General features: G+C 67.8%; 22 protein-coding genes. 6 read left to right on the top strand and 16 right to left on the bottom strand.

The features are described from left to right. Nucleotides 1-285 precede the first annotated feature (285 nt). Nucleotides 286-630: a hypothetical protein gene (locus EDF64_RS11895; protein ID WP_166645709.1), complete on the top strand. Its 345-nt coding sequence runs from the start codon at nucleotides 286-288 to the stop codon at nucleotides 628-630. Then, nucleotides 588-1,787 carry a hypothetical protein gene (locus EDF64_RS11900; RefSeq protein ID WP_166645710.1) on the top strand — a complete coding sequence of 400 codons (1,200 nt, stop codon included), beginning with the start codon at nucleotides 588-590 and terminating at the stop codon, nucleotides 1,785-1,787. The genes EDF64_RS11895 and EDF64_RS11900 overlap by 43 nt, the downstream gene beginning before the upstream one ends. Here EDF64_RS11900 and EDF64_RS11905 read toward each other — a convergent pair whose 3' ends face one another. From EDF64_RS11905 to EDF64_RS18635, 4 genes are read right to left on the bottom strand one after another with little or no spacing between them, the layout of a single operon-like run. Then, nucleotides 1,788-2,414, bottom strand: coding sequence for a response regulator transcription factor (locus tag EDF64_RS11905; protein ID WP_133520210.1), 627 nt, complete (start codon nucleotides 2,412-2,414; stop codon nucleotides 1,788-1,790). Then, nucleotides 2,411-3,601: a sensor histidine kinase gene (locus tag EDF64_RS11910; protein WP_166645711.1), complete on the bottom strand. Its 1,191-nt coding sequence runs from the start codon at nucleotides 3,599-3,601 to the stop codon at nucleotides 2,411-2,413. The genes EDF64_RS11905 and EDF64_RS11910 overlap by 4 nt, the downstream gene beginning before the upstream one ends. Nucleotides 3,602-3,654: 53 nt before the next feature. Next, a complete protein-coding gene (locus EDF64_RS11915) occupies nucleotides 3,655-4,494 on the bottom strand; it encodes an ABC transporter permease (protein WP_133520212.1) in 840 nt (279 codons plus the stop codon). Further along, complete coding sequence (locus EDF64_RS18635) at nucleotides 4,491-6,026, bottom strand: ABC transporter ATP-binding protein (protein WP_347813188.1); 1,536 nt, start codon at nucleotides 6,024-6,026, stop codon at nucleotides 4,491-4,493. The genes EDF64_RS11915 and EDF64_RS18635 overlap by 4 nt, the downstream gene beginning before the upstream one ends. 232 nt (nucleotides 6,027-6,258) lie before the next feature. On the opposite strand from EDF64_RS18635, the gene EDF64_RS11925 reads away from it, so the two are divergent. Both EDF64_RS11925 and EDF64_RS11930 read left to right on the top strand, forming a co-directional pair. After that, on the top strand, nucleotides 6,259-7,191 hold the full coding sequence (locus tag EDF64_RS11925; protein WP_133520213.1) for an NADP-dependent oxidoreductase: 933 nt from the start codon (nucleotides 6,259-6,261) through the stop codon (nucleotides 7,189-7,191). 539 nt (nucleotides 7,192-7,730) lie between these two features. Next, on the top strand, nucleotides 7,731-8,285 hold the full coding sequence (locus EDF64_RS11930; protein ID WP_133520214.1) for a hypothetical protein: 555 nt from the start codon (nucleotides 7,731-7,733) through the stop codon (nucleotides 8,283-8,285). A gap of 86 nt (nucleotides 8,286-8,371) precedes the next feature. Here the strand turns inward: EDF64_RS11930 and EDF64_RS11935 are convergent, their stop codons facing one another. The 6 genes from EDF64_RS11935 to EDF64_RS11960 all read right to left on the bottom strand — a co-directional run bounded on the left by EDF64_RS11935 (nucleotide 8,372) and on the right by EDF64_RS11960 (nucleotide 16,924). Then, nucleotides 8,372-9,166: a hypothetical protein gene (locus EDF64_RS11935; protein WP_133520215.1), complete on the bottom strand. Its 795-nt coding sequence runs from the start codon at nucleotides 9,164-9,166 to the stop codon at nucleotides 8,372-8,374. A gap of 776 nt (nucleotides 9,167-9,942) precedes the next feature. Then, nucleotides 9,943-10,632, bottom strand: coding sequence for a DUF6339 family protein (locus tag EDF64_RS11940; RefSeq protein ID WP_133520216.1), 690 nt, complete (start codon nucleotides 10,630-10,632; stop codon nucleotides 9,943-9,945). Between the two features lie 29 nt (nucleotides 10,633-10,661). Beyond that, complete coding sequence (locus EDF64_RS11945; protein ID WP_133520217.1) at nucleotides 10,662-11,555, bottom strand: hypothetical protein; 894 nt, start codon at nucleotides 11,553-11,555, stop codon at nucleotides 10,662-10,664. Beyond that, a complete protein-coding gene (locus EDF64_RS11950; protein ID WP_133520218.1) occupies nucleotides 11,545-13,260 on the bottom strand; it encodes a hypothetical protein in 1,716 nt (571 codons plus the stop codon). The genes EDF64_RS11945 and EDF64_RS11950 overlap by 11 nt, the downstream gene beginning before the upstream one ends. 98 nt (nucleotides 13,261-13,358) lie before the next feature. After that, nucleotides 13,359-14,342: a PD-(D/E)XK motif protein gene (locus EDF64_RS11955; protein WP_133520219.1), complete on the bottom strand. Its 984-nt coding sequence runs from the start codon at nucleotides 14,340-14,342 to the stop codon at nucleotides 13,359-13,361. Next, nucleotides 14,339-16,924, bottom strand: a complete 2,586-nt coding sequence (locus EDF64_RS11960; RefSeq protein ID WP_166645712.1) for a Z1 domain-containing protein — start codon at nucleotides 16,922-16,924, stop codon at nucleotides 14,339-14,341. The genes EDF64_RS11955 and EDF64_RS11960 overlap by 4 nt, the downstream gene beginning before the upstream one ends. A 343-nt stretch (nucleotides 16,925-17,267) precedes the next feature. Here EDF64_RS11960 and EDF64_RS11965 point away from each other — a divergent pair, with 343 nt between their 5' ends. Beyond that, nucleotides 17,268-17,468, top strand: a complete 201-nt coding sequence (locus EDF64_RS11965; RefSeq protein WP_133520221.1) for a hypothetical protein — start codon at nucleotides 17,268-17,270, stop codon at nucleotides 17,466-17,468. Between the two features lie 9 nt (nucleotides 17,469-17,477). Then, complete coding sequence (locus EDF64_RS11970) at nucleotides 17,478-18,566, top strand: DNA cytosine methyltransferase (RefSeq protein ID WP_133520222.1); 1,089 nt, start codon at nucleotides 17,478-17,480, stop codon at nucleotides 18,564-18,566. Nucleotides 18,567-18,719: 153 nt separating this feature from the next. Here EDF64_RS11970 and EDF64_RS11975 read toward each other — a convergent pair whose 3' ends face one another. The 6 genes from EDF64_RS11975 to EDF64_RS12000 form a co-directional block, all read right to left on the bottom strand. Next, the gene (locus EDF64_RS11975) at nucleotides 18,720-19,229 is read right to left on the bottom strand and encodes a very short patch repair endonuclease (RefSeq protein ID WP_133520223.1); all 510 of its coding nucleotides are present in this window, start codon (nucleotides 19,227-19,229) and stop codon (nucleotides 18,720-18,722) included. A 63-nt stretch (nucleotides 19,230-19,292) separates the two neighbouring features. Then, on the bottom strand, nucleotides 19,293-20,318 hold the full coding sequence (locus tag EDF64_RS11980) for a MupG family TIM beta-alpha barrel fold protein (RefSeq protein WP_133520224.1): 1,026 nt from the start codon (nucleotides 20,316-20,318) through the stop codon (nucleotides 19,293-19,295). Then, a complete protein-coding gene (locus tag EDF64_RS11985; protein ID WP_133520225.1) occupies nucleotides 20,318-21,910 on the bottom strand; it encodes a PTS transporter subunit EIIC in 1,593 nt (530 codons plus the stop codon). Before EDF64_RS11985 ends, EDF64_RS11980 begins: the two co-directional genes overlap by 1 nt. Nucleotides 21,911-21,953: 43 nt before the next feature. Further along, on the bottom strand, nucleotides 21,954-22,889 hold the full coding sequence (gene murQ, locus EDF64_RS11990; protein ID WP_133520226.1) for an N-acetylmuramic acid 6-phosphate etherase: 936 nt from the start codon (nucleotides 22,887-22,889) through the stop codon (nucleotides 21,954-21,956). 10 nt (nucleotides 22,890-22,899) lie between these two features. After that, on the bottom strand, nucleotides 22,900-23,787 hold the full coding sequence (locus EDF64_RS11995) for a MurR/RpiR family transcriptional regulator (RefSeq protein ID WP_166645713.1): 888 nt from the start codon (nucleotides 23,785-23,787) through the stop codon (nucleotides 22,900-22,902). Nucleotides 23,788-23,938: 151 nt separating this feature from the next. After that, nucleotides 23,939-24,604, bottom strand: a complete 666-nt coding sequence (locus tag EDF64_RS12000; protein ID WP_133520228.1) for an NUDIX hydrolase — start codon at nucleotides 24,602-24,604, stop codon at nucleotides 23,939-23,941. Nucleotides 24,605-24,630: the final 26 nt, after the last annotated feature.

A 24,630-nucleotide genomic window follows, 5' to 3' on the forward strand; every position in this document is an offset into this window, starting at 1 on the left:
AGTCGGCAGCGGCCTTCGGCCGACGTGCGCTGGGATGCGCTGGTCATCGTCGGTGGTCTCGTGTTCGAGGCGCCGGAGGGGAACGTCGACGTGGATCGACGTGGTCGATGTCGTACGACAACGACGGTGTCGTTCCGTGCGCGTGCAACGGTTGCGGGCGCGGGGGTGCGACAACGCTGATGTCGTGCGACACCGACCTTGTCGTTGCTTGCGCGCGCAACGGCCTGCCGGCACGAGCGGTGCCCGTTCTGCGGCGGATCGTCGGCGTCCGTCCGGTTCAATACGATGAACGTTGAACGGATGCGGAGCAAGGGGGAGTCGACCGTGGGTGCACCGATCTGGCTGATCGTGATCGGTGGGGTGCTGGTCGCCCTCGGCAGCCTGGCGTACGCCGGACTCTGGCGGTCGTGGATGCGACGCAGCACGCCGGCGATGCCCTTCGGCATGTTCTGGCTCGGGCTGGCGCTCGTCTGCGAGGGCGTTGCGGCGTTCTGCTTCAACGGGCCAGTGGTGCTCGCCCTCGTCCTGATGGTGGCCTTCGTGCTGTGCGGCGTGCTCGGGATGTGGTTGCTGTTCGGTGGGGCGCGGTGGGCGACACCGCGGTGGTCACGACGGGCAGCCCGCCGATGACCCGGCACGTGCCCTTGGACCCGTGGCCCGACGTGCGCTGGGATGCACTGGCCATCGCCGGCGATCTCGTGCTCGAAGTGCCCGAGTGCTGGACCGTCAGCGAGGCCGAAGCAGGCATCCGCCTCGATCGCGCCGACCGTGCGGTCTCCATCGACCTGCGATTGATGTCCGGCGATCCGACGGCCGAGGTCGCTCGACGACTCGGGGACCGCCCGGACGCGCTCCTGCTCGAAGCCGCGGACGACCGGGTCCTCGTCGCCGTGCCCGAACCGGACGACGTCGTCATCCACGACCTCCGGATCCTGCGGGATCTGCGGGTCCGGGTCGCCGCAGAGTGTTCGGCTCGTGACTGGCCGGCGGCCGCAGCGGTCATCGACGGGATGCTCGACTCACGGTGGCGCCGGTCCCTCGACGAGCCGACGGCCGGGAACCGCGCGCTCGCCGCAGTCGCCGGCCCGGGCCCGGCCCTGCCGTGGCGGACCCCGGACGGGGTGCTCGACCAGCTCGTCCGCTTCCGTGACCGCGGGATGGTGCCGGGAGCGGCGCGACGCTCGGACGCCGGGGTCGCCGCGCGCGAGCTCGGGTTCGTCGGGCGGTTCGGCGGCCTCACCGACAAGGGTGACGAACTCGTCGGCCCGGTGGTCGACCACGATGCTCTGCTCGTCGTCGAGTCGAGCGATCCCGCGAGCGACACCCCGCCACGGCAGTGGGCGTGCTGGATGCAGGGCCAGAAGTGCGTCGTGCGCGCCGGCCACGAGGACGGCGCGGAGGCGCTCGGCATCGTCCGTCCGGGGGCACTCGTGGCACACCTGCTCCGGTGGCTCGACCTCGACCCCGTCGACTCGGTGGGCGCCGGCGAGCCGGTGACGATCACGACCGCCCAGTACGAGGACCGCTCCGGTGCCTGCCCGAGCGACATCGAGTGGTTCCGGCGGGCCTGGGCCGCGCCGCGCTGGCGGGTGGTCAACGGCTGGAGTCACGAGGCGGGGAAGGGCGTGCACGGGATGATCGTGCCGGGCGTCGGTTCGGTGACGTGGGAACGCGGTGAGGACACGATCACGCTGCGCCCCGAGCGCACCGCGGTGGTCGTCCGGAGTGCTGTCGAGGGCGTCAACGCGTTCACGGCACTGACCAGCGGCACCCGACTGCCGCGCTGATCAGCGGAGCAGACCGAGCTCCATCGCCCGGGTCACCGCACGGGTCCGGTCGTTCACGCCGAGCTTCTCGAACACGTGCCCGAGGTGCGTCTTCACCGTCGTCTCGCTGAGGAAGAGGGTGCGGCCGATCGCCGGGTTCGAGTTGCCCTGCGCGACGAGCTGCAGGACCTCGAGCTCGCGCGGCGACAGGGCCGGTCCGGCGACGGGCTTGCCGGTGGTCCGGCGGACGAGCGCCGCAGCCGCCGAGGGAGCGAGCGCCGTCTCGCCCCGGGCCGTGGCACGCAGCCCCGCGAGGATCTCCGACTCGGGCGCCGCCTTGAGCAGGTAGCCGGCAGCGCCGGCCTCGATCGCGGCGAGGATCTGGTCGTCGGACTCGTACGTGGTCAGGATGAGGACGCGGATCGACGGCTCACGGGCGAGGATCCGCGCGGTCGCGGCGTCGCCGTTCATGCCCGGCATCCGCAGGTCCATCAGGACGACGTCCGGCCGCTCGGCGAGGGTGACCGCCACGGCTGCCTCGCCGTCGCTCGCCTGCCCGACGACCTCGACGTCGTCGGCGTCCTGCAGCAGCGCGACGATCCCGGCGCGGACGATCGGGTGGTCGTCCGCCACGACGACGCGGATCACCGGCTCACCTCCGGCACGGGGACTGTGACGGCCGGGAGGCGCGGCTCGGCCCCGGTGGGCAACGACACCTCGACGACGGTGCCGCGTCCGGCATCGCTCGTGATCGTGCAGGACCCGCCCGCGAGTGCGAGTCGCTCGCGGAGTCCGCGCAGCCCGTGCCCCACGGTCGGGACGGACGGGTCGAACCCGACCCCGTCGTCTTCGATGCGGAGGCCGGCCCGCTCGGCCGCCACGTGCAGTGCGACGTGCACCGAGTCGGCCCGGGCGTGCGCGCGGACGTTCGCCAGCGCCTCTTGTCCAGCGCGCAACAAGACGACCTGGGCGTCGCGATCCAGCGCGCAGTCCGGGGCGTCGACGGTGACGGTGACACCGGTCTCGCGCGTGAAGCGTTCGCCGAGGCGGTGGAGTGCGGCACCGAGGCCGTCGCCCGCGACCCCGGCAGCGCCGGCCGCGACCAGGGTGCGGGACTCTTCGAGGGCGGCGCGCGCCGACTCTTCGAGGACGGTGAGCCGTTCGTCGAGGCGGTCGACCCGGTCGGCGGCGAGGTCGCCACGAGCCCGTTCGGTGAGCATGACGATCCCCGCGAGGTTCTGCGCGACGGTGTCGTGGAGTTCGCGGGCCAGGCGTTCCCGTTCGCTCGTCACGCCCGCGCGGCGGTGGGCTTCGGCGAGGGAGTCCTGTGTGGCACGGAGTTCCTCGAGCAGGCGGCGGCGCTCGTCCGACAGGGTGGCGATCCGGGTGATCCAGAGGCCGAGCGCGCAGGCACCGGCGATGCTGACGCCCTCGATGAGGACCGTGCTGACGAGCGCACTCGGGCCGCTCGCGATCTGCAGACCCACGCCGGCGGCGATCCCGATCGCGAAGGAGACCACGACCGCCGTCCGTGTGCGCTCGAGTTGGCACCACGCCACCGGGAAGAGGATGCACTGGACGAGTGCGGCGCTCGGCACGACGGCGGGCAGCACCAGCGCGGCCAGGACCAGCAGGGGGACGAAGCCGGCAGCCGCGCGCGGGACGTCGTAGCCGCGCCACCCGTACGCGCCGTACGCGACGGGGAGCACCCCGAGCATCACGAAGGCGGGCCACCGGGTCGACCACCCGAGCACGACGATCACCGCGACGAGCGCGACCGTGAGGCCGAACGCGGCGTGCAGGCCCCAGTTGCGCTGGGCGGTGATGCGGTCCATGTCGACAGCATCCCACCCCGGACGCGGCGCTCCGGAGTTGTCCACAGGCCGGATCACGCGTCCTTGCGATTCCACCGGAACGTCAGCAGGCAGGCCACCGCGCCCACGACCAGCCATGCTGCCAGGACGAAGATGCCGAGACCGAGGTGCCACGCGCCTCCAGGCTCGGCGGACGCGAACGCGTCGGGCAGGAAGACCGACCGCATGCCCGACGCCATCCAGCGGAGGGGGAAGACGGACGCGACGTTCTGCAGCCAGTCGGGCAGCTGCGTGAAGGGGAGGTAGACACCGGAGATGAACTGCAGGACCAGCACGATCGGGACGATCGTGGCGGTGGCGCGACGACCCTCGCGGGGGAGTGCGGAGATGGCGATGCCGAGGACGCAGCTCGTGGCGACGCCGAGGAACATGACGCCGGCGAAGCGTGCCCACGCGCCGCCGTCGGTCGGCAGGTCGACGCCGAAGACCAGGCTCGCGATGGCCAGCAGCAGGGCGGTCTGCACGATCGTCGTGACGAGGACCATGCCGATCTTGCCGATGAAGTAACTCAGGACCGGCAGCGGAGTGCCGCCGAGCCGCTTCAGCGTGCCGTCGCTGCGCTCGCCGGCGATGTCGACGCCGAGGGACTGCGTGCCGGAGAGCAGGATGCCCGTCGCGACCAGACCGGGCAGGTAGTAGGTGGCGTAGTCGACGCTGACGTTCGGGCCCGCCTGGATGTCGGGCGCGCTGCTGAACGCGACCGAGAAGAGCGCCAGCATGACGATCGGGAAGAGGAAGGTGAAGAAGACTGCGTCGGGCGCGCGGAAGTACGAGCGGAGTTCGTAGCCGATGCGGTGCGCGCCGATGGTCGCTGCGTTCACGGTGCCGGTGGTGTTCGCGGTTGTGGTGCTCATCGTTGGCCGACCATTCCGAGGTAGACGTCCTCGAGGGACGGGCGGATGACTTCGAGGTCGTGCATGGCGTCCGGGTTGCTCCGGATCAGTGCCGTGGGTTCGTTCGTGCGCCGTTCCTGCCGTCCGCCGGCGTCGTCGCGCCAGGTGACCCGGGGCGTGCGGGCCTCGGCGCCGCCGATCTCGTCGATCGGCGCGATGTCGAGCAGCCTGCCGTCGGCGATCACCGCTGCCCGGTCGGCGAGGTGTGCGGCCTCGTCGAGGTAGTGCGTCGTGAGCAGGATCGTGGTGCCCTCGCGCTTCACCTCGTCGATGAGGTCCCAGAAACGGCGACGGGCCTCGGGGTCGAAGCCGGTCGTCGGTTCGTCGAGGAACAGGACCTCCGGGCGGCCGATGATCCCGAGGGCGACGTCGACGCGTCGGCGCTGCCCACCGCTCAGGCGTGCGATCCGGGTGTTGCGCTGCGCCTCGAGCCCCGTCGCGGTGAGGAGCTCCTCGACGCTGCGGTGCCGCGGGTACAGCGTCGTGAAGTGCCGGAGCTGCTCGGCGACCGTGACGTTCGGGGACTCCGCGCTGGTCTGCAGCACGATGCCGATGCGGGCGTTGTGACTGCGGCTCGTGCGGGCCGGGTCGTGGCCGAGGACCGTCACGTCGCCGCCGGTGCGGGTGCGGTAGCCCTCGAGGATCTCGACCGTGGTGGTCTTGCCGGCGCCGTTCGGCCCGAGCAGGGCGAAGGTCTCGCCGCGGTGGATGTCGAAGCTCACGTCGTCGACGGCGACCTTGCCGGTGGCGTACTGCTTCGCGAGGCGGCGGACCTCGATGGCGGGGGTGTCGGGCATGCCACCAGCCTGCTCGGTCTCGGGGGCGGGTGGATCGGCGGGGTCGGTGGGGTCGCATCCTCCGATCGGAGGATGGCGATCGCGCACCGACGCGACCGTTCCGGACCGGGACGGGCCGATCGGTCGTGAGTAGACGGGGCGGATCCACTCCGTCAGCGGCTCGAAGAGCACGGGCGGCAGGACCTCGCCCGGGTCGGCCGTTCGCACGCTGGTGACGATGGTGGCCTCGCCGTACTCCAGCGAGCGGCGAGCGACGCCGTCCCGCTCGTCGACCACCAGGGTCGTCCGCGTCGCCGGGTCCTCGCGGTGCTCGAAGGTCACCAGGATCGAGTGCTGCCCGATGTGCTGGACCAGCACCGGGTGGAAGCTCTCCGGCCCACGACCCCAGCGGAGCATCAGCTCCGGCACGGCCATCCGCACCACGCCTCCGGCGACGGTGCTGTGCTCGAACGTGTCCTCGACGGGGCCGTCCAGAGTGGTTGAGACCCCGTCGCGGTACGAGATCGTCGGTTGGTCCGAACGGTCGAGCGTCCACCGCTGCTGGTGCTCGTCCAGGTCGAGCCGGAACTGCCAGTACTCGCGGGGTGAGGCCTGGTGGACGCCCTCGATGACGTGCCGTCCGGGCCTCCGCAGGGCGGCGAGCTCCTCGGCGACCGCGGGACCGTCGGGGCGGGTGAGGACCTCGTCGAAGCGCATGGGTCCATCCTGCCGTCCTGCCCTGGGGAGCCGGAGATGCGGTGCACGCCGGCGGCGGACGCCGTCGCGGCACGGGCGCGACTCGCGTTGGCAACGGCGGCGGAGCCGTGGAGACGGGGACGAGCGGACTGGAGGCGCGGGGCGGGCTGGTGGCGCGCCTCCAGGCCGTCAGTGGGTGCGTCTGCAACCGCATCGGAGGTTGCATGGAGCAACCGGCGGGTAGACGGGAGGCATGCAGGTCGTCGGAGTCGAGCAGTTCGGAGGGCCCGAGGCCCTCGCCGTCCACGAGGTCCCGGAGCCGCACGCCGGTTCGGGGTCGGTCCGCATCCGGGTGCACGCGTTCGCGGTGAACCCGACCGACACCGGGGTGCGCGCCGGGCAGCGTGACTCGTCGCAGGCGTCACCGCCGTACGTGCCCGGGATGGACGCCGCCGGGGTCATCGACGAGGTCGGGCCCGACGTGTCCGGGTGGTCGGTCGGCGATGAGGTGATGGCCATCGCGCTGCCGCTCAGCACGCACGGTGGGGCGTACGTGCAGGAGCTCGTCGCGCCGGTCGGGTCGTTCACTCGGGTGCCGCGCGGGACGTCGCTTGAAGCTGCTTCGACGGTGCCGATGAACGGGCTGACCGCGCTGCAGATCCTGTCTCGGGCGGCGCTGGCTCCGGGGCAGACGCTCGCCGTGACCGGGGCTGCGGGGTTGCTCGGGAACTACCTCGTGCAGCTCGCTCGTGCGGCGGGCGTGACCGTGATCGCCGATGCTGCTCCTGCCGACGAAGCGCTCGTGCGGTCGCTCGGGCCGGACCACATCGTGCCGCGAGGGGCGGGGTTCGCGGACGCCGTCCGTGCGATCGTGCCCGGCGGGGTCGATGCGCTCGCCGATGCCTCCGTGCAGCAGGCCGAGGTCGTCGATGCCGTGCAGGACGGGGGAGCGTTCTTCAGCGTGCGGGGGTGGGAGGGCAACGGGGCTCGGGGGATCCGGTTCGACAAGATCATGGTGTTCGAGGAGTACCGGTCGTTCGACAAGCTCGAGCAGTTGCGGCATGCGGTGGAGGGCGGGACGGTGACGCCGAGGGTGGCGGAGGTGTTGCCGGCGGCGCGGGCTGCGGAGGCGCATGAGCGGCTCGAGGCGGGTGGGACGCGGGGGCGGTTCGTGTTGACCTGGTGACAGCGGGTCGCGATCGCGAGATTTTGACGCACTGGAGGCGCAGGGGCGCCGCGCCTCCAGCCCGTCGATGCGAAGCGACCCACGCAGGCTCGCGGCCCCTGGGCGAGGGACCGCCCGCCCCGCTGCAGCAACGCGAGTCAAGCACTCAACCGAGTCGAGGCTCTATCGAATGCACACGATTCGATGAACGGCGGATGGACTGTTAGTCCGGGCTCGCCTTTCCGCGCAGCACATCCTCGAAGCGGACGCCACCAACCTCGTCGTGTATCGAGACAGGTGAGAGTGGGCTGCTCCCGCAGCCGCGACGGCGTCCTCCATTGCGCCTAGAACGCGCGCTTCACCGGGGTGCGCCTCCGCCGTCACGGACCCGGCCCGCGCCAGCCGGTCAGAACGATCGCTTGGCGAGGTGGTCGGGAGCTTCGGGTATGGGCTCAGTTTCGCCAGTTGCGAGCACGAGCCATCGGCGTGATCGAGCCCATTCTCTCGGAGGATGTGGCGTCCGCCGCCGTTTCAATTGCATCTGCGGGCATAATCGGCACGTGCCGTATCCGATGTGGAGCTACTTCCCCCGCAACGCCCGACCTGAGCCGTGGGCGGTGGAGCTGACCGAAGCTGTGGCGTGCCAACGTTCGGTTCTCGATACGACCGAGATGTCCACCGATGGCGTTGCAAAGCTCACCAGCGACGCAGTTCTCGAAGTGCTCCGGCCATCGATGGAAGAGCTGGGGTTCAAGGTCGAGGCTGGCAAGTCGCTCGATCAGCGGATCGAGCGCCCAGTCCTCTTCGGAGACAACGGGCGCCCGGAGGTCAAGTACGAGATTGACGCGTTCCACGACGAACTTGGTATAGCGGTCGAAGTTGAGGCTGGCAGAGGGGCGATGAGCAATGCCGCGTATCGAGACATCATTCGCACTTCGCTGCTCCTTGATGCTGAGTATTTCGTGCTCATGATTCCCATTGAGTACCGCTACAAGTCGAATGGACGGGTCTCGATGACTGAAGCCTTCGCCAAGACTCGAGACCAGTTGTCCGCCATCTACGCATCTCGGCGCTTGCAGCTGCCGTTCGCCGCCATACTTCTGATTGGTTACTGAAGCGCTCGGCGGGCACCGACGGCTTATCGGGTTGGCTGATCATTCCTTATCCGCCTGGTTCTACCTCACCTGCGCCTCTGTTTCGTTCAGCCGTTTGATTGTCGTCTGTGAAGCTCTCGATGCGCTGCAAAATAGCGGTGCGACGCCGATCGTTCTTCCCATCGCCACACCTTCTTCCCACTCAAGTGCTCTCTCCAGTACGCGGTCGCCGTCGCATCGGTCATCGCAGCGGATCGAAGAATCGAGCCCGTGGTCCCGACGCAGATCAGGCCGCGCTCAAACAGCTCGTCGCATCCGAAGCGGCACGCGGCCATCGCGATTGCGGGAAGGTCGGTCTTCTCTTCGAAGGAACATGATGAACGCTTCTTGATGTGCGCCGCGACGAGGAACATCGAATCCATCTCTCGCGAGCAAAGGTCGCAGCGCCCGCGGGCGGCCGGGAGGACTAAGTCTCGAAGGTAGGCCTGCTCCAGGCGCCGTCGAGTCGTCGCCTCGGCGTCGACCGCGTCAAATTTCCTGACGATGTCGTCGAAGTCGATGGACGTACGGGGTTGAATAAGGGCTCGCTGGTCAACATCGAGCAGATCCGCGACCCGTTCGCCTATCGGCGATGGGTAGACATTGAACTCCCGGGTCCCGAGGGGCCGCTCGGCCCGGGCAGCGGAAGTTAATTCGCCATACGAGATTCGAATGGGTGCCGGGCGGGTGAAGCTGAACATGAGTTCCCACGGCAGGAACCGGTCGCCGCTCTGTTTCCTCGCCCAAAGGGCATCCGCTAGCGGGGCGCTCGACCATTTGTGCGTGACCGTCGCTGCCAGGAAAGCGTGATTCCGCGCCAAAAACAACACGAGGTCACCCGGAGCCATGCGGTCCCACTTCATCCGCATTTGGCCTCGGGCGCCGACTGTCGTTCCCCACATCGGCACGCTGCCCGAAGGATGCTCCCGTTCTAGTACGGACTGGTCCTGTTCCGAAAGGTGGTCAGCCCAGACACTGCGATGAACCGGTGTGAAAACTGTCCTCCGCAAGTTCTCCCGTGCATCGTCGCCTGCGGGTTGCAGGACGAGGTGCCTTGGGGCGGTTGGAGGTTCGTCGAGGAGGTCCGTGGCCATGCATACAGAATGTCCTGAACATGTTGCATTCTTGCCGAGGCTCACCGGCAAGGGTGTTTGCGCATCGAAGCTCAGCGCGATTCAGGTCGACTGGAAGCGTTCAGATCGTCGGAGTCGGAGAGTTAGGTGGGGCCGAGGTCGCCGCTCACGAGATGCCGAAGCCGCAAGCTGGGTCGGGCTCGGTGTGCCACCGGGGGGAGGGGTTCGCCGTGAACCTACCCACACGGGAGTGGGTGCTGAACAGCAGGATTCGTCGCAGGCACCCTCGCCGTACACGCCGGGAACGGATGCGGCCAGGGTCGTCGGCGAGGTCTGGCCCGACGTGTACGGGTGGAAGGTCGGCAGAAGTCGTCGCCATGGCGTTGCCGCCGAGCTCTGACTGGCTGCTGCCGGCGGCCTGGGCAGCGAGCGCCGAAGCTCGCGGGACGCGGGACGCGGGATCGATCGTCTGACCGGTAGGCACTCAGTCGTCGGACATCTCGGCGGCTCCGCGGATCCGTGGATTGGTCCGAACGTTTGACGCGGTTTCGCGATGGGGCGAAAGACTAAGACTGCCGGATTCTCCGGATCGACTCCTCGACGAACCCGGACATCACCGAGTCCAGCACGCTCGACTCGAGCGAGTACATGTCCGCCCATGCCAGGCGACGGCGGACTCGCGCGGTCACGTCACGAATGATGTCCCGTCGCCCTTCGCCGCTGGCCGTCCGAGAAACGACCGCGCGCGCGATGGCCCGTGCCAGACGCGGATTCCCACCAATCCGTCGGCGCTCGAAGAGTTGATTAAGGTCGCTCTCAGTGAGCTCGGAGAGAAGCGCGAAATCGCCTTCGAACACAGTTGCCTGCCACCACAGTCGAGACCAGGTGTGCCGACTCGGATCCGATGCAACCCATCGCTCGGGGTTCTCCGTCCCGAACCGCCATGAGGTGACGTCGGGCAGAGCGACGAGAGCGAGGAAGGACCACACGTCTCGAGCGGAGGCCTCCGACCAGCTGAGATCCATTTTCTCTCGGATGAGGGGGGCGGCCGCGCGGTCGAAGGCGATCCGCGCGGACGCCTCGCTGGGATCCGGGAAGCCGAATCGTTCGGCGAGCTGCCGGATGCCGGAGGCCAGGATCGCAACCTCGTTCGATGTCGCGCGCCGTCCGCCGACGGGGGCAAATATCTGAGCGGGGTGGCTGTCCGCAGGCGAGAGAGCACCCCGGCGCGCCTCGACGTGCATGGCGGTGGCCACCGAAGCCGTCAACCGTGGCCACAACACACTCACGTAAAGCTCCTGCCGTATCCAAGAGAGCGGACCACGCCGCTGAGGCGGCTCCTGAAATCGGACGCCGCCTCGGGACCCGAGCCAGGAAGCGATAGCCCTCGGCGTTCGACGTCGTCAAGCATCGAAACGAGCACCGCTCCCACGGTTCCCGCGTCCCAGCCGCCATCGTCGCGAAGCTCGTCACGAACTGCGAGGGCCGCTTCAGCAAGAATCCCGGCTACGCCCTCTTCCAGGGCGAATACCAGCTGCCGATCCGATGCATCGGCGGACGGCCGGGTGATTGCTCGAACAAGCTCCTCGTCACGCTCGTTGATAAGCAACTGGAAAACGCCAAGGAATGGTGCTTCGAGATCGCTCGAGACTTCGAGGACCCAGCTCGAATCGACGTCGAACGGCGTCGCCGCGAAATCGATCACCGCGACCGGAAACATCGCGCCGTCGCCCTGAAGTGCAACCGTGGCGGTCGAATCGAGCAACACCGATCCGGGCTCCTTCGGCGATGCCACGGCTCCGGCGCTCCCCGACTCTGCAAGAGCGAGGGATGTGGTGATCGTGAGGACGCCTCCGATGCGCCCCGCTGGCAGCGTCGCCTCGATCGTGACGATGCGATCGGTCACGGGCACACGATCGATGAGATCAGTCATCTGACTGCTCGAGCTGGACCAGGACGCGGTCACCACGAGCGCGGCTCCTAGTTGAAGAGCCGACTGTCCAACGATGACTTCTCGATCAACGTCGATCAACTGACGTATCTGGAGATCGGTGTCTGCGTCCCAGTCCTCAAGCACATCGGGCAAAGCCTGCCAGATGCCGTCCCTGAGCAGCTGCCACTCCCCAACGCGCCAACTCTCCGACGAAGGCACCCGGAACGGCTTGACCTCATTCGGCATCGTTTGACCTCCTGACAGTCACACGCACGACGGCGTCCTCCACGTAAGTCGCATACACCCACCACTCGGAGTCCGCCCCAGGTCCGATCATGATCGCGTTGCCCGCGACCGGCGATCCGCCGGTGACGGGCCGCCACTCGAGGACGGTCGGCGTTTGCGCGCCAGCGAATGCTGCCGACTCTCGACCACCACCATCGAGAACGACCGACGTTTCGGCAAGCCACACACTTTCCGAGGTGCCACCCGGGATCAAGATCCGTGTGACGACGAATGGATGGTCACCGAACACGTAAAGGGCGGGCCCTTCGAGGATTCGTGCGGTCCTCGACTTTGCGCCCTCGCGTCGCCTGCCCCGCCCGCCGACGGGGTGACTGAGGGTCCGGGTCGCTCCGCCAGCGGAGATGCCCGGGGCCAGTCGAGCGAGTCGCGCCGCGACCACCCCGAGTCCCGCTGCACCTCGCCCCTGCGCCCTGGCAGCAACACCGAACTTCTCCTCGAGTGCGCGCTTGATGAAGTGGCGTGCGTTTTGCACGACGCCTCGACTAGTTCCGCGGAGTCCAGCCTCGACCCAATCGTCGTGGGTCGGAGGTTCCGCTGCGGCGAAGTGCTCGTCGGACTCGACCGTGGACCGGAACACTCCACCGTATGAGAAGAAGGGATCCGGATGCTCGGGCCCCGGAAAATAGTCAACCACGAGCTCCGCCAGACGCATGCGCGCGACGTGATGGGGAGCTCCGACGAAGGGCCGTGCACGGTCGACGACGGGTGACGAATGTGCCTCGGCTGCACCGATTTCGGTTGCGAACCTTCCTACGTCGCGTGGTGCGGACTTCCTCGTATGAGGGGTACCACCGTCCGTCCGGACGATCTGGAGCGACTCCGCGAACGGTCGAAGATGGGGCACGCCGAAAGGATCCGGCACCTCGATCGGTCGGCCGTTCACTTTGACTGAGAATCGCATAGGCGCCTTCTCCGCGTCGGATCGAACAATCTTTGGCCAGAGATTCCAGAGGATAGACGAAGCGAGGAATTCCCCCGCCGCAGTCAAGGAGTCGATTTCGGAGTCCGGGGAATCGAGCTGCGCACCTACGATAACGATGTCGGTCCCGGTGCGCCCGTCGGCAAACCCGGGCAAGCCGAGCTCACTGGCGAGCGATGCGGCGTCCTCGCCGAGGAGGGGGTCGGGGATGCCGTCGCGGACGTTCCCCCACCAGTGCCTACCTGTGAAGCGCCGCTCGTCGTCGTTGTAGAAGCTCGCGCCGAGGGCAGCTCCCATGAGTCGACGTTCCGATTCGGTTCCGTCCGCTACGTAGCTGTCTACGAGGATCGTCGAGGCGCCGCTGAGTCTGTAGAAGATGCCCTTGCCGAATCCGTACGTACCGCCACCGAATTCATTGTCGCGCGCCTCGCCGACGTTCCGCAAGAATTGGACGAAATCACTCCTTGTCCCGTCGGGCGCCTTTGATCCCGCCCGCACAGGTCCGCCCAGGCCGCGAGTGTTTCGGTCCGACACCGTCACGATCACGGACTCAGGCTTCAAGTAATCCGGCAGTTGAGCGACGGCGCCTCCGTCGGGGGCAGGCGTCAGCCGACGCGCCCATGCGGACGCAAGTTCACCAAGGCGCGCGACCTCGACGGTAAAGTCCACCGTGTCTGAGCCGGCGCGCGCATCCCAGCTGTTCTGCGCTGCTTCCCGAACGAGCACGGTCAATTCGTTAAGCGCTGGTCGCCCGAGCTGGTTGATGATGCCTTCCGCTGTAGCAGATCCCTCTTCGGCGAACGGCTGCGACCACCACCGAGCGCTCACGCGATTGCGCCCTTGATCTCATCCAGATGTGCGGGTCGCATGAGCCCGATGACAACGGCGCGATCGAGACGGTAAGAAAGACGCGAAAGGCCGTCCGGGACACCGGCGACGAGGTCATCGGAAATGATCCGAGGGAAGCCCGTGGTCACCGGAACCATGTAAACCTGTCCTAGCGAGAAGCGAGTCTCGTCGTCATCGGAGCTGTACCCGAGCTTGTTGACCTTGGCTCGGAGAGCGCTCGGCGTCACGACGGCCGATTCGGCTTCGGCGAGAACATCGGCCAGTCGCTCGCCGCCAACGTCCTCGCGGACTTCCATGACGACGAGGTGCAGGGGCTTCCCATCCAGTGCGTCCAATTGTTCGACTCCATGGATCACGATGTGATCCGCGTCCACTCCGACTCCCTTGACCTCGATCGACGCGGAGTCGAACTCGAAGTCGTGTGGCTTGGCCTCCGGACCCGTCCAGCTGTCGGCGTCTGCTAGGCCCACCGAAGCGAGTGCTCGCAGGACGTTTAGCTCTGCGAACAGCCCGATCCGCTGCTCTGGGCTCAAAGCGCGCGATCGCACGGTCCGAAGGAGTCGTCGCCAACGACCGATGACCTGTGCGCTACGCGCTGCGGCGTGCGACGCGCCGTCTTCCTCGAACGCTTCGAGGATGTCAGCACAGACCTGATCGAATTCTCGACGGAGGGAAGCGTCATGACATGCCACGTCTACGTAGTCGAGAGCACTGGAGCCGAACGCCAGCGTTCGCGAGCTCATGGCCAGTGCCGAATTCTCCTCGACGACGAGGACTGAAGCGTCGTCCGTGTGCGGGACGAGGAGATGCTGGCGCCCCTCGCGATCCACCGCGGCGCGTGGCCCGGATTCCCCCGCGCGCGGGTCAAGCAGGAAGGATGACAGTTCGGCGGTGCGCGGCGGTACTAGGACGGCCCAGGCGCGCGCCAACGTAGAGACAAAGCGCGATTCGGTCGTCATGACTCGTCGCCTTCCTCCGAATAGAGCGCTTCCTGCAGGTCTTCTCGCTGTTCCTCGTCCTCGTCCCAAGCGCTCCCGGAAGCCCCGGCGAGGTCAACTGCCATGTGGGTCACCTCGACCGTTGTCCCACCTCCGACGCTACCGGGGAACACGATTCCGTATCCGATCACTGGCGCGACCGCGTCCATCGGGACACGGGCGACGCCCCCGCGCGCGGGCGCTACGGGCTCGCTGTGCGCGTCGATGGGATAGAGCACGAGAAGGCCGCGCGAGCGGTACTCCGTGTCGCGCTCGCGCTGTTGCACTAGTTCATGCTCTGGCCTTGCGGCGTCGTAGCTCTCCCAAGTCGGTAGGTCGAGCACGCGGTCGCGCTTACTCATGAGGGTCTTGATGTCTGCAATGGAGTCAACGCCTGTGTCGAGTCGCGATCGGATTACAGATCCGAAAGGCCGGCCTCCGAGCGCGACCTTTGCTCCGGAGCTCTGGACAACCGCTACGGTCCACTTCTCGAGCGCCGGATGCTCACCGTTTCGCTGGCCGTCGATGTACCGAATGAGCTGCCGCGGCATCATGTCTGCCGAATCCTCGTGCACGTTGTAACGGCGAAGGAAGGCCACGATGAGGTGGGCGGGTACGTCGCGGAAGAGCGCCGCCAAACCGCGCTGCTCAGGCTCGCGACCGCCGGAGGACAGGTCCTGAATGAGATCGGAGGCAGCGGCGAGGTTGTTCTCGAGCCAGGTGCCATCCTCACGGAGGAAGTACCTGGTCTGGAGCCGTCGTCCGGCGTATGACACCTCTGCTGGGGCTGCAGCGCCCATCTTCGCCGTGATCGCCAGGGACGGGTGCGTCTTGATCCTGACTGCAACGTCCGTCGGCCGAAGGTTTTGGCGCTGGTATTGGTCGATGTCGTCCCGCATCTCGCGTTCTACGGTAGCCAGATGCCGGAACGCTCGTTCGAGCGCGTGAGTCATCCAGATTCGAGGGAGGTCCTCGTATCCGGGCCGGAATCCGAACCACCGTGCCATCTGCAGCAGTGTGTCGTACGCCGATGCCGTACGGACGAAAAAGCTGACGACGAGACCTTCGAGCGTCAGCCCACGCGAGAGGGTGTTGCCGCCTACCGCGATGGCGACCACAGGCCCGGACGAGTAGTCCAACCGATCTGTACTCCGATAGTTGTCGAGGACGACTCGTTGCGAATCGAGCACGTCGCCGAGTTCGCGGAGCACGGATTCGAACGAGTTTTGTTGCCGTCCGTGCCAGTTCATCGAGTCCACTCGCGCGGTCTCCCTCTCCCAGAGGGTTCGGAGCTCGCCAATGAAAATCTCGTCCCCGGCGCGGATCGCAGTCAAGGCTCGAGATCGCAATTCTTCGAGCGGGTCCCGAAACGATTCCTGCACGTCGATCTTCACGGAGGTATGAATGAGCATGGTGCTGTGCGAGCGATCGCCACGCGCGCGGCGCGCTGCGGTCGCGAGCCAGAACCAGCGGACGGCGTCGACCAAGTCCGGCGTCATGGTCGGCACGAATCCCGTTGGGGTCGCCTTTCCCGCGGGCCGCAGCAACTGGACGTCGTCCTCGGGGACGATCCGCACCATGTCGTACCCGTCGGGAGCCGGACCCTGGTTCTCTCCCTCGACGACATCGGCACCGAAGATCATCTCGGTCCCAAAATATCCCTCCGGCCGAGGCAGGTTGAGGATAAAGTCTTTTGGATAGAGGTCCGCGGATGCGGGGTCTATAAACACATTGGCGAACGGCGTGGCCGTATAGCCGATGTAGGTATTTCTCGGGAAGAGAGCGAGCAGCTCGCGGATCAAGGGATTGATTCGCCCCGTGGCGACGGACGCCTGGTCGGCCTCGTCGTCGATGATAAGAACTCGAAGATTTTCGAGAGCCCCGCGCGCTCCATCAGTGCTCAACCAATTGATCAGTCGCTCGAGCACGGTCGCGTTCTTCTTCACCACCGCAAGTACTACTTTTTCCGTTGACTTGAGAAGGCTAACCGCATCAGAGGCCTGTGGGCCGAAATCGCGGTCCTCGTCGGTAAGCGTGATCCAGTGTTCGTTGTTCAGGCCCTTGAGTTGACTATTCAACCGTGCTTGCGTTTGCTTTCGCAGTCCGTTGTGGATGCCGGAAAGAACAATGATGAACTTGTACTGCTCATCGGCGAGTTTCGCGATCACCGAGGTGAAGTTCGTGGTCTTGCCGCTTTGAACATATCCCACGACCAGACCCTTGGCCTGGTAACGCTGCCGATCCGGTCGCGGAGTGTGAGCGACGACTTTGTTCGCTGCCCTCTCGAGGTCGTTGAGGCGTTCGGATCCCCAATTCTGGTCATCCCGGAAGTGCGCCCGGAGTGGCGGCCAGAACATCGACCCATCGGACGAGCCCGAGTACCAGGATTCGCTGCCCGCTGCGACGATTGCTGGACCGCCCAGTTGTACTGTCTCTAGGTCGGCCTCGAACTGCTCCTTGTAGGTTGCCGCCAGCTCAGGCCCGCCGATCGCCGAGAACTTCACGACGGCAGCGTCCAGCCCGAACTGCTTTGCCCAGGTTCCGAACAGTGGGTACAGGTCCACGATGACTCCTCTGTCGTGATGTCGACACTCATTCATAACATGAGGACGTGTCGCAGCCGGGCGTTAGTCGTGCCTGGGCCCGAAGTGGGGGTCAAGCCTGAGCTAGGCGGTCCGTCATGCGTCCGGTGCCGCGCGATGAGACGGCTGGCCTTCGTCTTGCTCCATAATGTCGTTGCGACACGAAGGCTGAGGTCGGGCCTTGATGGTGACTGCGCGCTCACCGTTATCGCCTGACGCTGGTAGGTCCCGGTACCGCGCCAGCTGCGTACCATGACGTCGCCTTCAGCCGAGGCAGCGTCGGTGCATTCCGCCTGCGCGCCCGTCCAGTGCAACGAGGGCCGCCGTGAACGAATCGCGACTGGTGGAGCGCGGGCGCGCTGCGAACGCGCCGCGCGATCTGAACGTTCGCCTCGCGCTCGAGGGAGCAGGGCGAGCGTGGACCGGGGCCGTGGGCGAACGAGGATCCCGAATCTGCGACCGTCAGGTCGAGGCGCTGGTGCTGGTACGGCGCGCCGGCGACAGCACCGTCGTCCGCTCGATCTAGTATCAGCGCATGTCAACTTTCGAACTCGTGGACCTCTTCGCGGGATGTGGGGGTATGACGCAAGGGTTCGTGGAGGCGGGCCGCTACTCGCCGATCGCGGGCGTCGAGATCGACCGGATGGCAGCGAAGACCTACGCCGCGAACTTCGGCGACCACGTGTTCAGTGGCGACATCCGTGACTGGCTCCAAGGCGAGCTCCCTGCCTCGGCGGACGTCGTCATCGGTGGACCGCCATGCCAGGGTTTCTCGGCCCTCGGGAAGCAAAACCCGCTCGACCCGAGAAATGTACTCTGGCGCGAATACGTGCATGCTCTCGAACGTCTGCAGCCGACGGCGTTCATCATTGAAAACGTACCTCAGTTCTTCCGCTCTCCGCAGTTCGAGGATCTGAGGCACGAGGTGCGACCGGGCGGCGGTCTTTCAAACTACGAGATCGAGCCATTTGTTCTCAACTCTGCCGAATACGGCGTCCCGCAGACTCGCCGACGAGTCTTCGTAATCGGTCGCAAGAGCGGCCTTCCTCCGCTCGGACCGCCGCCCACGACGACCCGTCGGACCACCGTCGAGGACGCGTTCAGGGGGTTGGCGCGGAAGGTCGTCGACACGGAACTCCCTCCGGACAGAGCGACGAGACGAGGCCCGTACCGAACGACCGAGCTGCACCTGACGCGCAATCCTACCGAGACGTCGCTTCGCCGTTACCGGGCCATTCCACCCGGCGGGAATAGGAAGGATCTGCCGGACGACCTGTCGACCCCAGGCTGGCGTAAGCATACGACTGGTTCAGGTGATGTGATGGGTCGTCTCTGGTTCGACCGGCCGTCAGTGACGATTCGGACCGAATTCTTCAAGCCTGAGAAGGGTCGATACCTTCATCCGACAGAAGATCGACCGATTACCCATCTTGAGGCTGCGCGGATACAAGGCTTCCCCGACGATTTTCGCTGGTACGGAAGCAAGACGGAGATAGCGAAGCAGATCGGAAACGCGGTGCCGGTTGCCCTCGCCCGATCAATCGCGACCCACATCCTGCCCTGGCTGGAATCATCGGTCGCCACGCCGGAGACCAAGCTCGATCTCACGCAGTTCGCCAGCTGACGGCGTCAGGTCGGCCCGACCTGGCGAACGAACCTCGCCGGTGATGACAACCGGCTGCCGCGATCGGCGTCTTCTCCTGCCTGGTGCGTCCGAAGGGCGATCGCGGAGGAGCTCCGCATTGAGCTCGTCGTCGACGCGATGGATACGTGATGTTCATCCTTTGGCACAGTCGTCGCTCGTATCAATGGACCGGCGACGACCTCCCCCACGATGGCATCGTTGGGGAGGAAGTGCTGTGGCACGAACGATCGCGGCCCAACGGTCGAGCTCTTTCTCGACCGCGTTCGCAGCGACCGCCGGGTCGTCGTGCTCCCAGTAGCGGAGTACGCGCCAGCCCTCGCCGACGAGGACGGCTTGATTCTGCGCATCTCGCTGGCGGTTGGCGAGCAGCTTGCGCCGCCAGAGCTCCGCGTTCGCCTTCGGGAGGTGGGTGTGCTCCTCGCAGTAATGCCAGAAACAGCCGTCGATGAAGACAGCGACCCGGGAGCGTGGGAACACCAGATCCGGACGCACTCGGCACTGTCGACTGACTCGCCGGTCGATGAAGAAGCGTCGTCCCCGGCTGTGGAGCTCGCGTCGGACGGCGAGCTCGGGTGCAGTGTCCCGGCGGCCGAACCGCGCCATGTGTCGTCGGCGCGCGTCGTCCGCTTCCCAGTGCTCCATCTCGAGGATCGTCGTCGAGTGGTCTCGACTCCGCACGGTCGGACGGCGCTCGGTGGACGAATGTCAGCGGAGCACGGTTGTGAGGGAGCGAGCAGCCATCGGGGGAACGGCACCGGCAAGCGTCCCGAGGACGGTGACGCGGTCGTCCGCAGGCAAGTCCTGCAGCGTGATCGCCACCTCCCCGCAGTACCTCCCCGCCGACGCCAACTGCACGGTGACCGAGCCCGCGGGCCTCGGTTGCCCACCGACCTCGGGCAGGGGCAGCCCGGCGAACCGCTCCCGCGAGTGCTCGAGCCGGATCATCGCCTCGGCAGCATCGGGGCGGTTCCGGTCGGGGACCGCCAGCGCCTCGATGACCGCCGGGTGTACGCCCGGGGCGGCGGCGCCTTCGAGGACGACGAGGTCCTCGCGGACGAACGACCCCAGCCGCGACCACGAGTGATCCGTGAGCGCCGGGTCTCCGACGTACACGTCGTCCACGCCGGCGTCGACGAGCGACAGCGCCTGGAACAACGGCGGCATGTTCCGGTGCTCCTCGACGGTCGGCAGCCCCTCGCCGAGCGGCCCTCGGCGGACCGAGTCGCCCGCGATGAACGCACCCACGCGCCAGCCGAACTGCCGGGCGACTGACACCGACGCCGCGACCGAGGACAACCCCAGCCCGGTCCACTCCCGCGGGTAGAAGTTGTGGATGAGTTCGACGTCCAGGGCAGCGAACGGCGCGAGGTCAGCAGCACGGAGCGTGCTCGCGTTCAGCGCGATCGGCAGGACGGCTGCGATCGAGAGGATCTCGGCGACCGAGAACCCGAAGTCGATCCGCACCCGCGCCACTCCGATCGACCGCAGGAACTCCCACGGCGAATCCCCGAGCAACCGAGCGCTGTTGGGAGAGACGTCGGCCACGACCGACAGCCCAGCGGACGCAGCAGCCGAGACGATCGCGGTCGCCGCGGCACGAGCACCGGCGGGGGAGTCCTCCGGAATGTGCAACGAGGTGAACGCGAGCGTCGCACCCGCCTCCGCTGCGGCCGCGAAGGTCGGGCCGGCCGACGGAGCATGCGCCAGGTACGCGCTCGCGCCCAACCGCATCAGCGCGAAGCCCCCGCACGAGCAGAACCGGCAGTGGCGCCAGCACCGGCTGCAGGAGTCCCCGCGGCACCGGCAGCAGGAGGCGCATCGGTCGCGTCCGCCGGCACGGCCGACGACACCAGGTCGAGCGGCGCCCCGGGCGCGGACTGCTCCTCGAGGTCGGCCTTCACCGACGCGGACACCCCGAACAGCAGCGTCGCCACGAACCCGACGACGTACGCCACGATCAGGCCCGACCCGTAGCCGAGCAGCGCCCAGCCGTACCCTGACGAACCGTTGAGCAGCGGGATGAGCGACAGGTCCGAGGCGCCGATGGCGATCGCCCCGACGGAGTGCCCGAGCTGGTCGAACAGCCCGACGACTCCGCCGCCGAACGCGCCACCGATGCACGCGGTGATGAACGGCCGACCGAGGGGGAGCGTCACGCCGTAGATGAGGGGCTCGCCGACACCGAGGAGGCCGGCGGGCAGTGCGCCACGGATCGTCCGCGAGAGCGCCTCGTTGCGACGGAAGCGCATCCAGAGCGCGATCGCGGCACCGATCTGCCCAGCACCGCCCATCGCGAGGACGGGCAGCAGCACGGTCCACCCGGTCTGGTCGATCAGCGTGGTGTGGATCGGGGTGAGCGCCTGGTGCATGCCGGTCATGACGAGCGGCAGGAAGAGCCCACCGAGGATGAACCCGGCGAAGGCGCCGCCGTTGGCGAGGAGCCAGGTGGCGGCGGTGCCGATCGCGACGGAGACGACGCCCGCGACGGACATCAGGATGCCGAGGGTGATCGACCCGGCGACGAGCACGGTGACGGTCGGCACGACGATGAGCGCGATGACGTCCGGCGTGTGCCGGCGCATGAAGCGCTCGACCAGGGCGGCGAGGATGCCGCCGGCCATCGCCCCGAGCACACCACCCTGCCCGGGAGCGAGAGTCTGCCCGAACACGGTCACGTTGGCGACCCCGGCGGCGACGACGATCGCGCCGACGGCACCACCGAGGATCGGCGTGCCGCCGAACTCCTTCGCGGCGTTCATCCCGACGAAGACGGCGAGCAGGGACAGGAACCCGGACGACAGGACGCCGAGGAACGGCGTCACGCCGGGCAGCCACCCGAGGTTCGTCAGGATCCCGTTGATCCCGGCGATGAGACCGCAGGCGATCAGCGCGGGGATGAGCGGGATGAAGATCGCGGAGATGCGGCGGATGGCGCGCATGGTGCGGCCGTCCGAGCGGGCCCGCGCCGACGCCTTGATCTCGGCGCCGCGAGCCGCCAGCTCGTCAGGTGAAGCACCGGATGCACCGGATGCACCGGACGCACCGGAGCCACCAGCCGCAGCCGGCGGGGCGGAGGTGCGCAGTGCCTCCAGGTCGACGGCCACGCGGTCGACGAGACCCGGGCCGAGCACGATCTGCAGGTTCGAGCCGGCCGCGATCGCGGCCATGACGCCGTCGGTCGCCTTGAGCTCGTCGAGCGAGACGGACGACTCAGAGACCACCTCGACCCGCAGTCGGGTCATGCAGTTCTCGACGTCGGCGATGTTCGAGGACCCACCGACGGTGTCGAGGATCCGCTGTGCGAGTTGCTGTGCATCGGTCATTGATGGTGCTCCTCGGGGGAAGGATTCGGGTTGCGGGGAAGGGTCAGAGAACGGCTCGGAGGGAGCCGGATGCATCGGCGAGACGCTCGCGGACGTCCGACGCGGACGCCCCGGTGAGGATCACCGCGATGGCGGTCTTCACCTCGCCGTCGCTCTCGGACAGGGCAGCGGAGACCTCGGCGTCGGGGGCGCCGGTGACGTCCTGCACGAGCGTGAACGCCCGCGCGACGAGCTTCGCGTTCGTGGCACGCACGTCGACCATGCGGTTGCCGTAGGTCTTGTTGCTGCGCACCATCGCGAGCGTGGTGAGCATGTTGAGGACGAGCTTCTGCGCGGTCCCCGCCTTCAGGCGGGTGGACCCGGCGATGAACTCGGGACCGACGACGACGTCGATGGCGATGTCGGCGTGCCGCCCCGCGGCCGAACCCGCGTTGCACGCGACCGAGACGCTGCACGCGGAGCGGCGGCGGGCCTCCCGGATGGCGGCGATCACGTAGGGCGTCCTGCCGGACGCGCTGATCCCGACGACCACGTCGTCGGCCGACAGGCCGAGTGCGTCGAGGTCGCGGACCGCCGCTTCCTCGTCGTCCTCCGCGCCCTCGACGGCGGTCGTCAACGCGACCTCGCCCCCGGCGATCAGGCCGACCACCTGCGACGGGTCGGTGCCGAAGGTGGGCGGGCACTCGCTGGCGTCGAGGACGCCGAGCCGGCCCGGCGTGCCCGCGCCGACGTAGACGAGTCTGCCGCGACGCGCGAACGCTGCGGCGATCCGGTCTGCCGCTTCTGCGATGGCCGGGAGGCACGGCTCGACTGCCGCAGGCACGCTGCGGTCGCCGGCGTTCATGCGCTGGGCAGCCTCGAGGGTGGAGACCAGGTCGATGTCGTCGAGGCTCGCGTCGGTCGCCTCGGTGGTGAGGTCCTTGAGTTCGTCGCGCAGGTGGTCATGGTGCACGTCGTGGTGCAGCTGGTCGTGGGGCATGGTGCTCGATTCAGGAACGGTGGTGCGTGCGGACCGCGTGGCGGCTGCGGGCCAGGAGGGGACGGGAGCGCTCGTCGGTGCGCTGGGCGACGACGATGAACAGGGCGTCGACGATGGCGAGCTGGCTCATCCGGCTGCCCATCGCGGCGGGGCGCAGGTCGCTCTCGGCGCCGGCGACACCGAGCAGCACGAGGTCGGCGTGGTGGGTGAGGAGCGAGTTCGCGTGGCCGGTGATCGCGACGACGGTGGCCTCGTGCATCTTCGCCTCGGTCGCGACCTCGAGCGCCTCGGTCGTCGTGCCGGAGTGGCTCGTGATGACCAGGACGTCGTCGGGGCCGAGCACGCTCGCCAGGGTCAGGGCGTTGTGCGGGTCGTCGGCGATCGAGCTCGCGATGCCGATGCGCTCGAGCTTGAGGTGCAGGTCACGCGCCACGATGCCGCTCGCGCCGACGCCGTAGAGGACCACGCGGCGGGCCTCGCTGATCCTGCCCGCCGCGGACTCCAGGGCGTGCGGGTCGAGGGTCGCACGGGTGTCGCTCATCACGGCGCGGACGTCCTCGGTGACCTTCGCGATGACGGTGAGCACGTCGTCGTCGACGCTGACGCCGGCGTGGATCTCGGTCTCGTGCCGCTCGTGGATGCCGCGTTCGACGGCGCGGGTCATGCTGCGCTGCAGCTCGGCGAAGTTCGCGTAGCCGAGGTGCTGGGCGAAGCGCGAGACGGTGGCGGGGGAGACGCCGGCGACGCCCGCGAGGTCCGTGGCGCTCGTGGTGGCCGCGGCGGAGGGGTCGTCGAGGACGGCGTCGGCGATGGCGCGCATGCTCGTCGGCATCGTGCGGGACTGCGTGCGGACGAGGGCGAACGCGTCGGCGCGGTCGGTGCGATCGGTGATCGTCATGCGCTCCATGAAAGCGCATTGCAAGGGTGGGCGCCAGGCGTGAAAGTAAATTGCGTGTTACGGCGGTGGCGCTTGGCGCGGGCGCGCGTGCGTTCGTTCGTTCAGTGAGCAGAAAACGTCGGGTCGCCGCAGTGGACTCGACGTCTTCTACTCACTCGATGCGTCCCGCAAGTCGCCGGTACCGCGTCGCCGGCTTGCCCGGCCCCTCGGCCCGCTTCGCCGAAGTCGCCGTCAGCATCGGCAGCATCGCCCGCCGGAACGAGTCCGGCAGCAGCGCCTCGCCACGGACGGCCTCGTGCACCCGCCGAAGCTCCGTCATCGTGAACGGCTCGGCCAGCAGTCGGTGCGGATCCGGCGCACCCGCGTACGCGGCACGGAGCCGATCAACCGCGAACGCGACGATGTCGTCGTGCCCGTGCACCATGCCCGTGGCGGCCTCGACCGGCACGATCCGAGCACGCGACGCGTCCAGGGTCGCAGACAGCGACGAAGCAGGCACCACGTCGACGTGCGCTACCGACAGCACCCACCCCCGGTCGTCCCGCGAGGGGTCGTCGAACACGTGCAACTGCTCCGGCGCGAGCCCCGTCACGCCGGCCTTCGTGGAGAGCGACCGCAGGACGGCCGAAGCCAGCCGCTCGCTCTCGTGGACGAACGTCCCCGGCAGTCGCCAGTCCCCGACGACCGCGTCGAGCACCTGCAGCACCGAGAGTGGTCCGCCCGCGGGGACCGTGAGCACCGCGGTGTCTACGGCCACCGACGGGCGCGGGTAGTCCGTCAGGCGCTTGCCGTCGGCGTCGCGGTACTCGTTCGTCATGGACACGAGTTTACGCACACTTGCGC

It is taken from the genome of Curtobacterium flaccumfaciens, assembly GCF_004361695.1.
Taxonomy (GTDB): Bacteria; Actinomycetota; Actinomycetes; order Actinomycetales; family Microbacteriaceae; genus Curtobacterium; species Curtobacterium flaccumfaciens_B.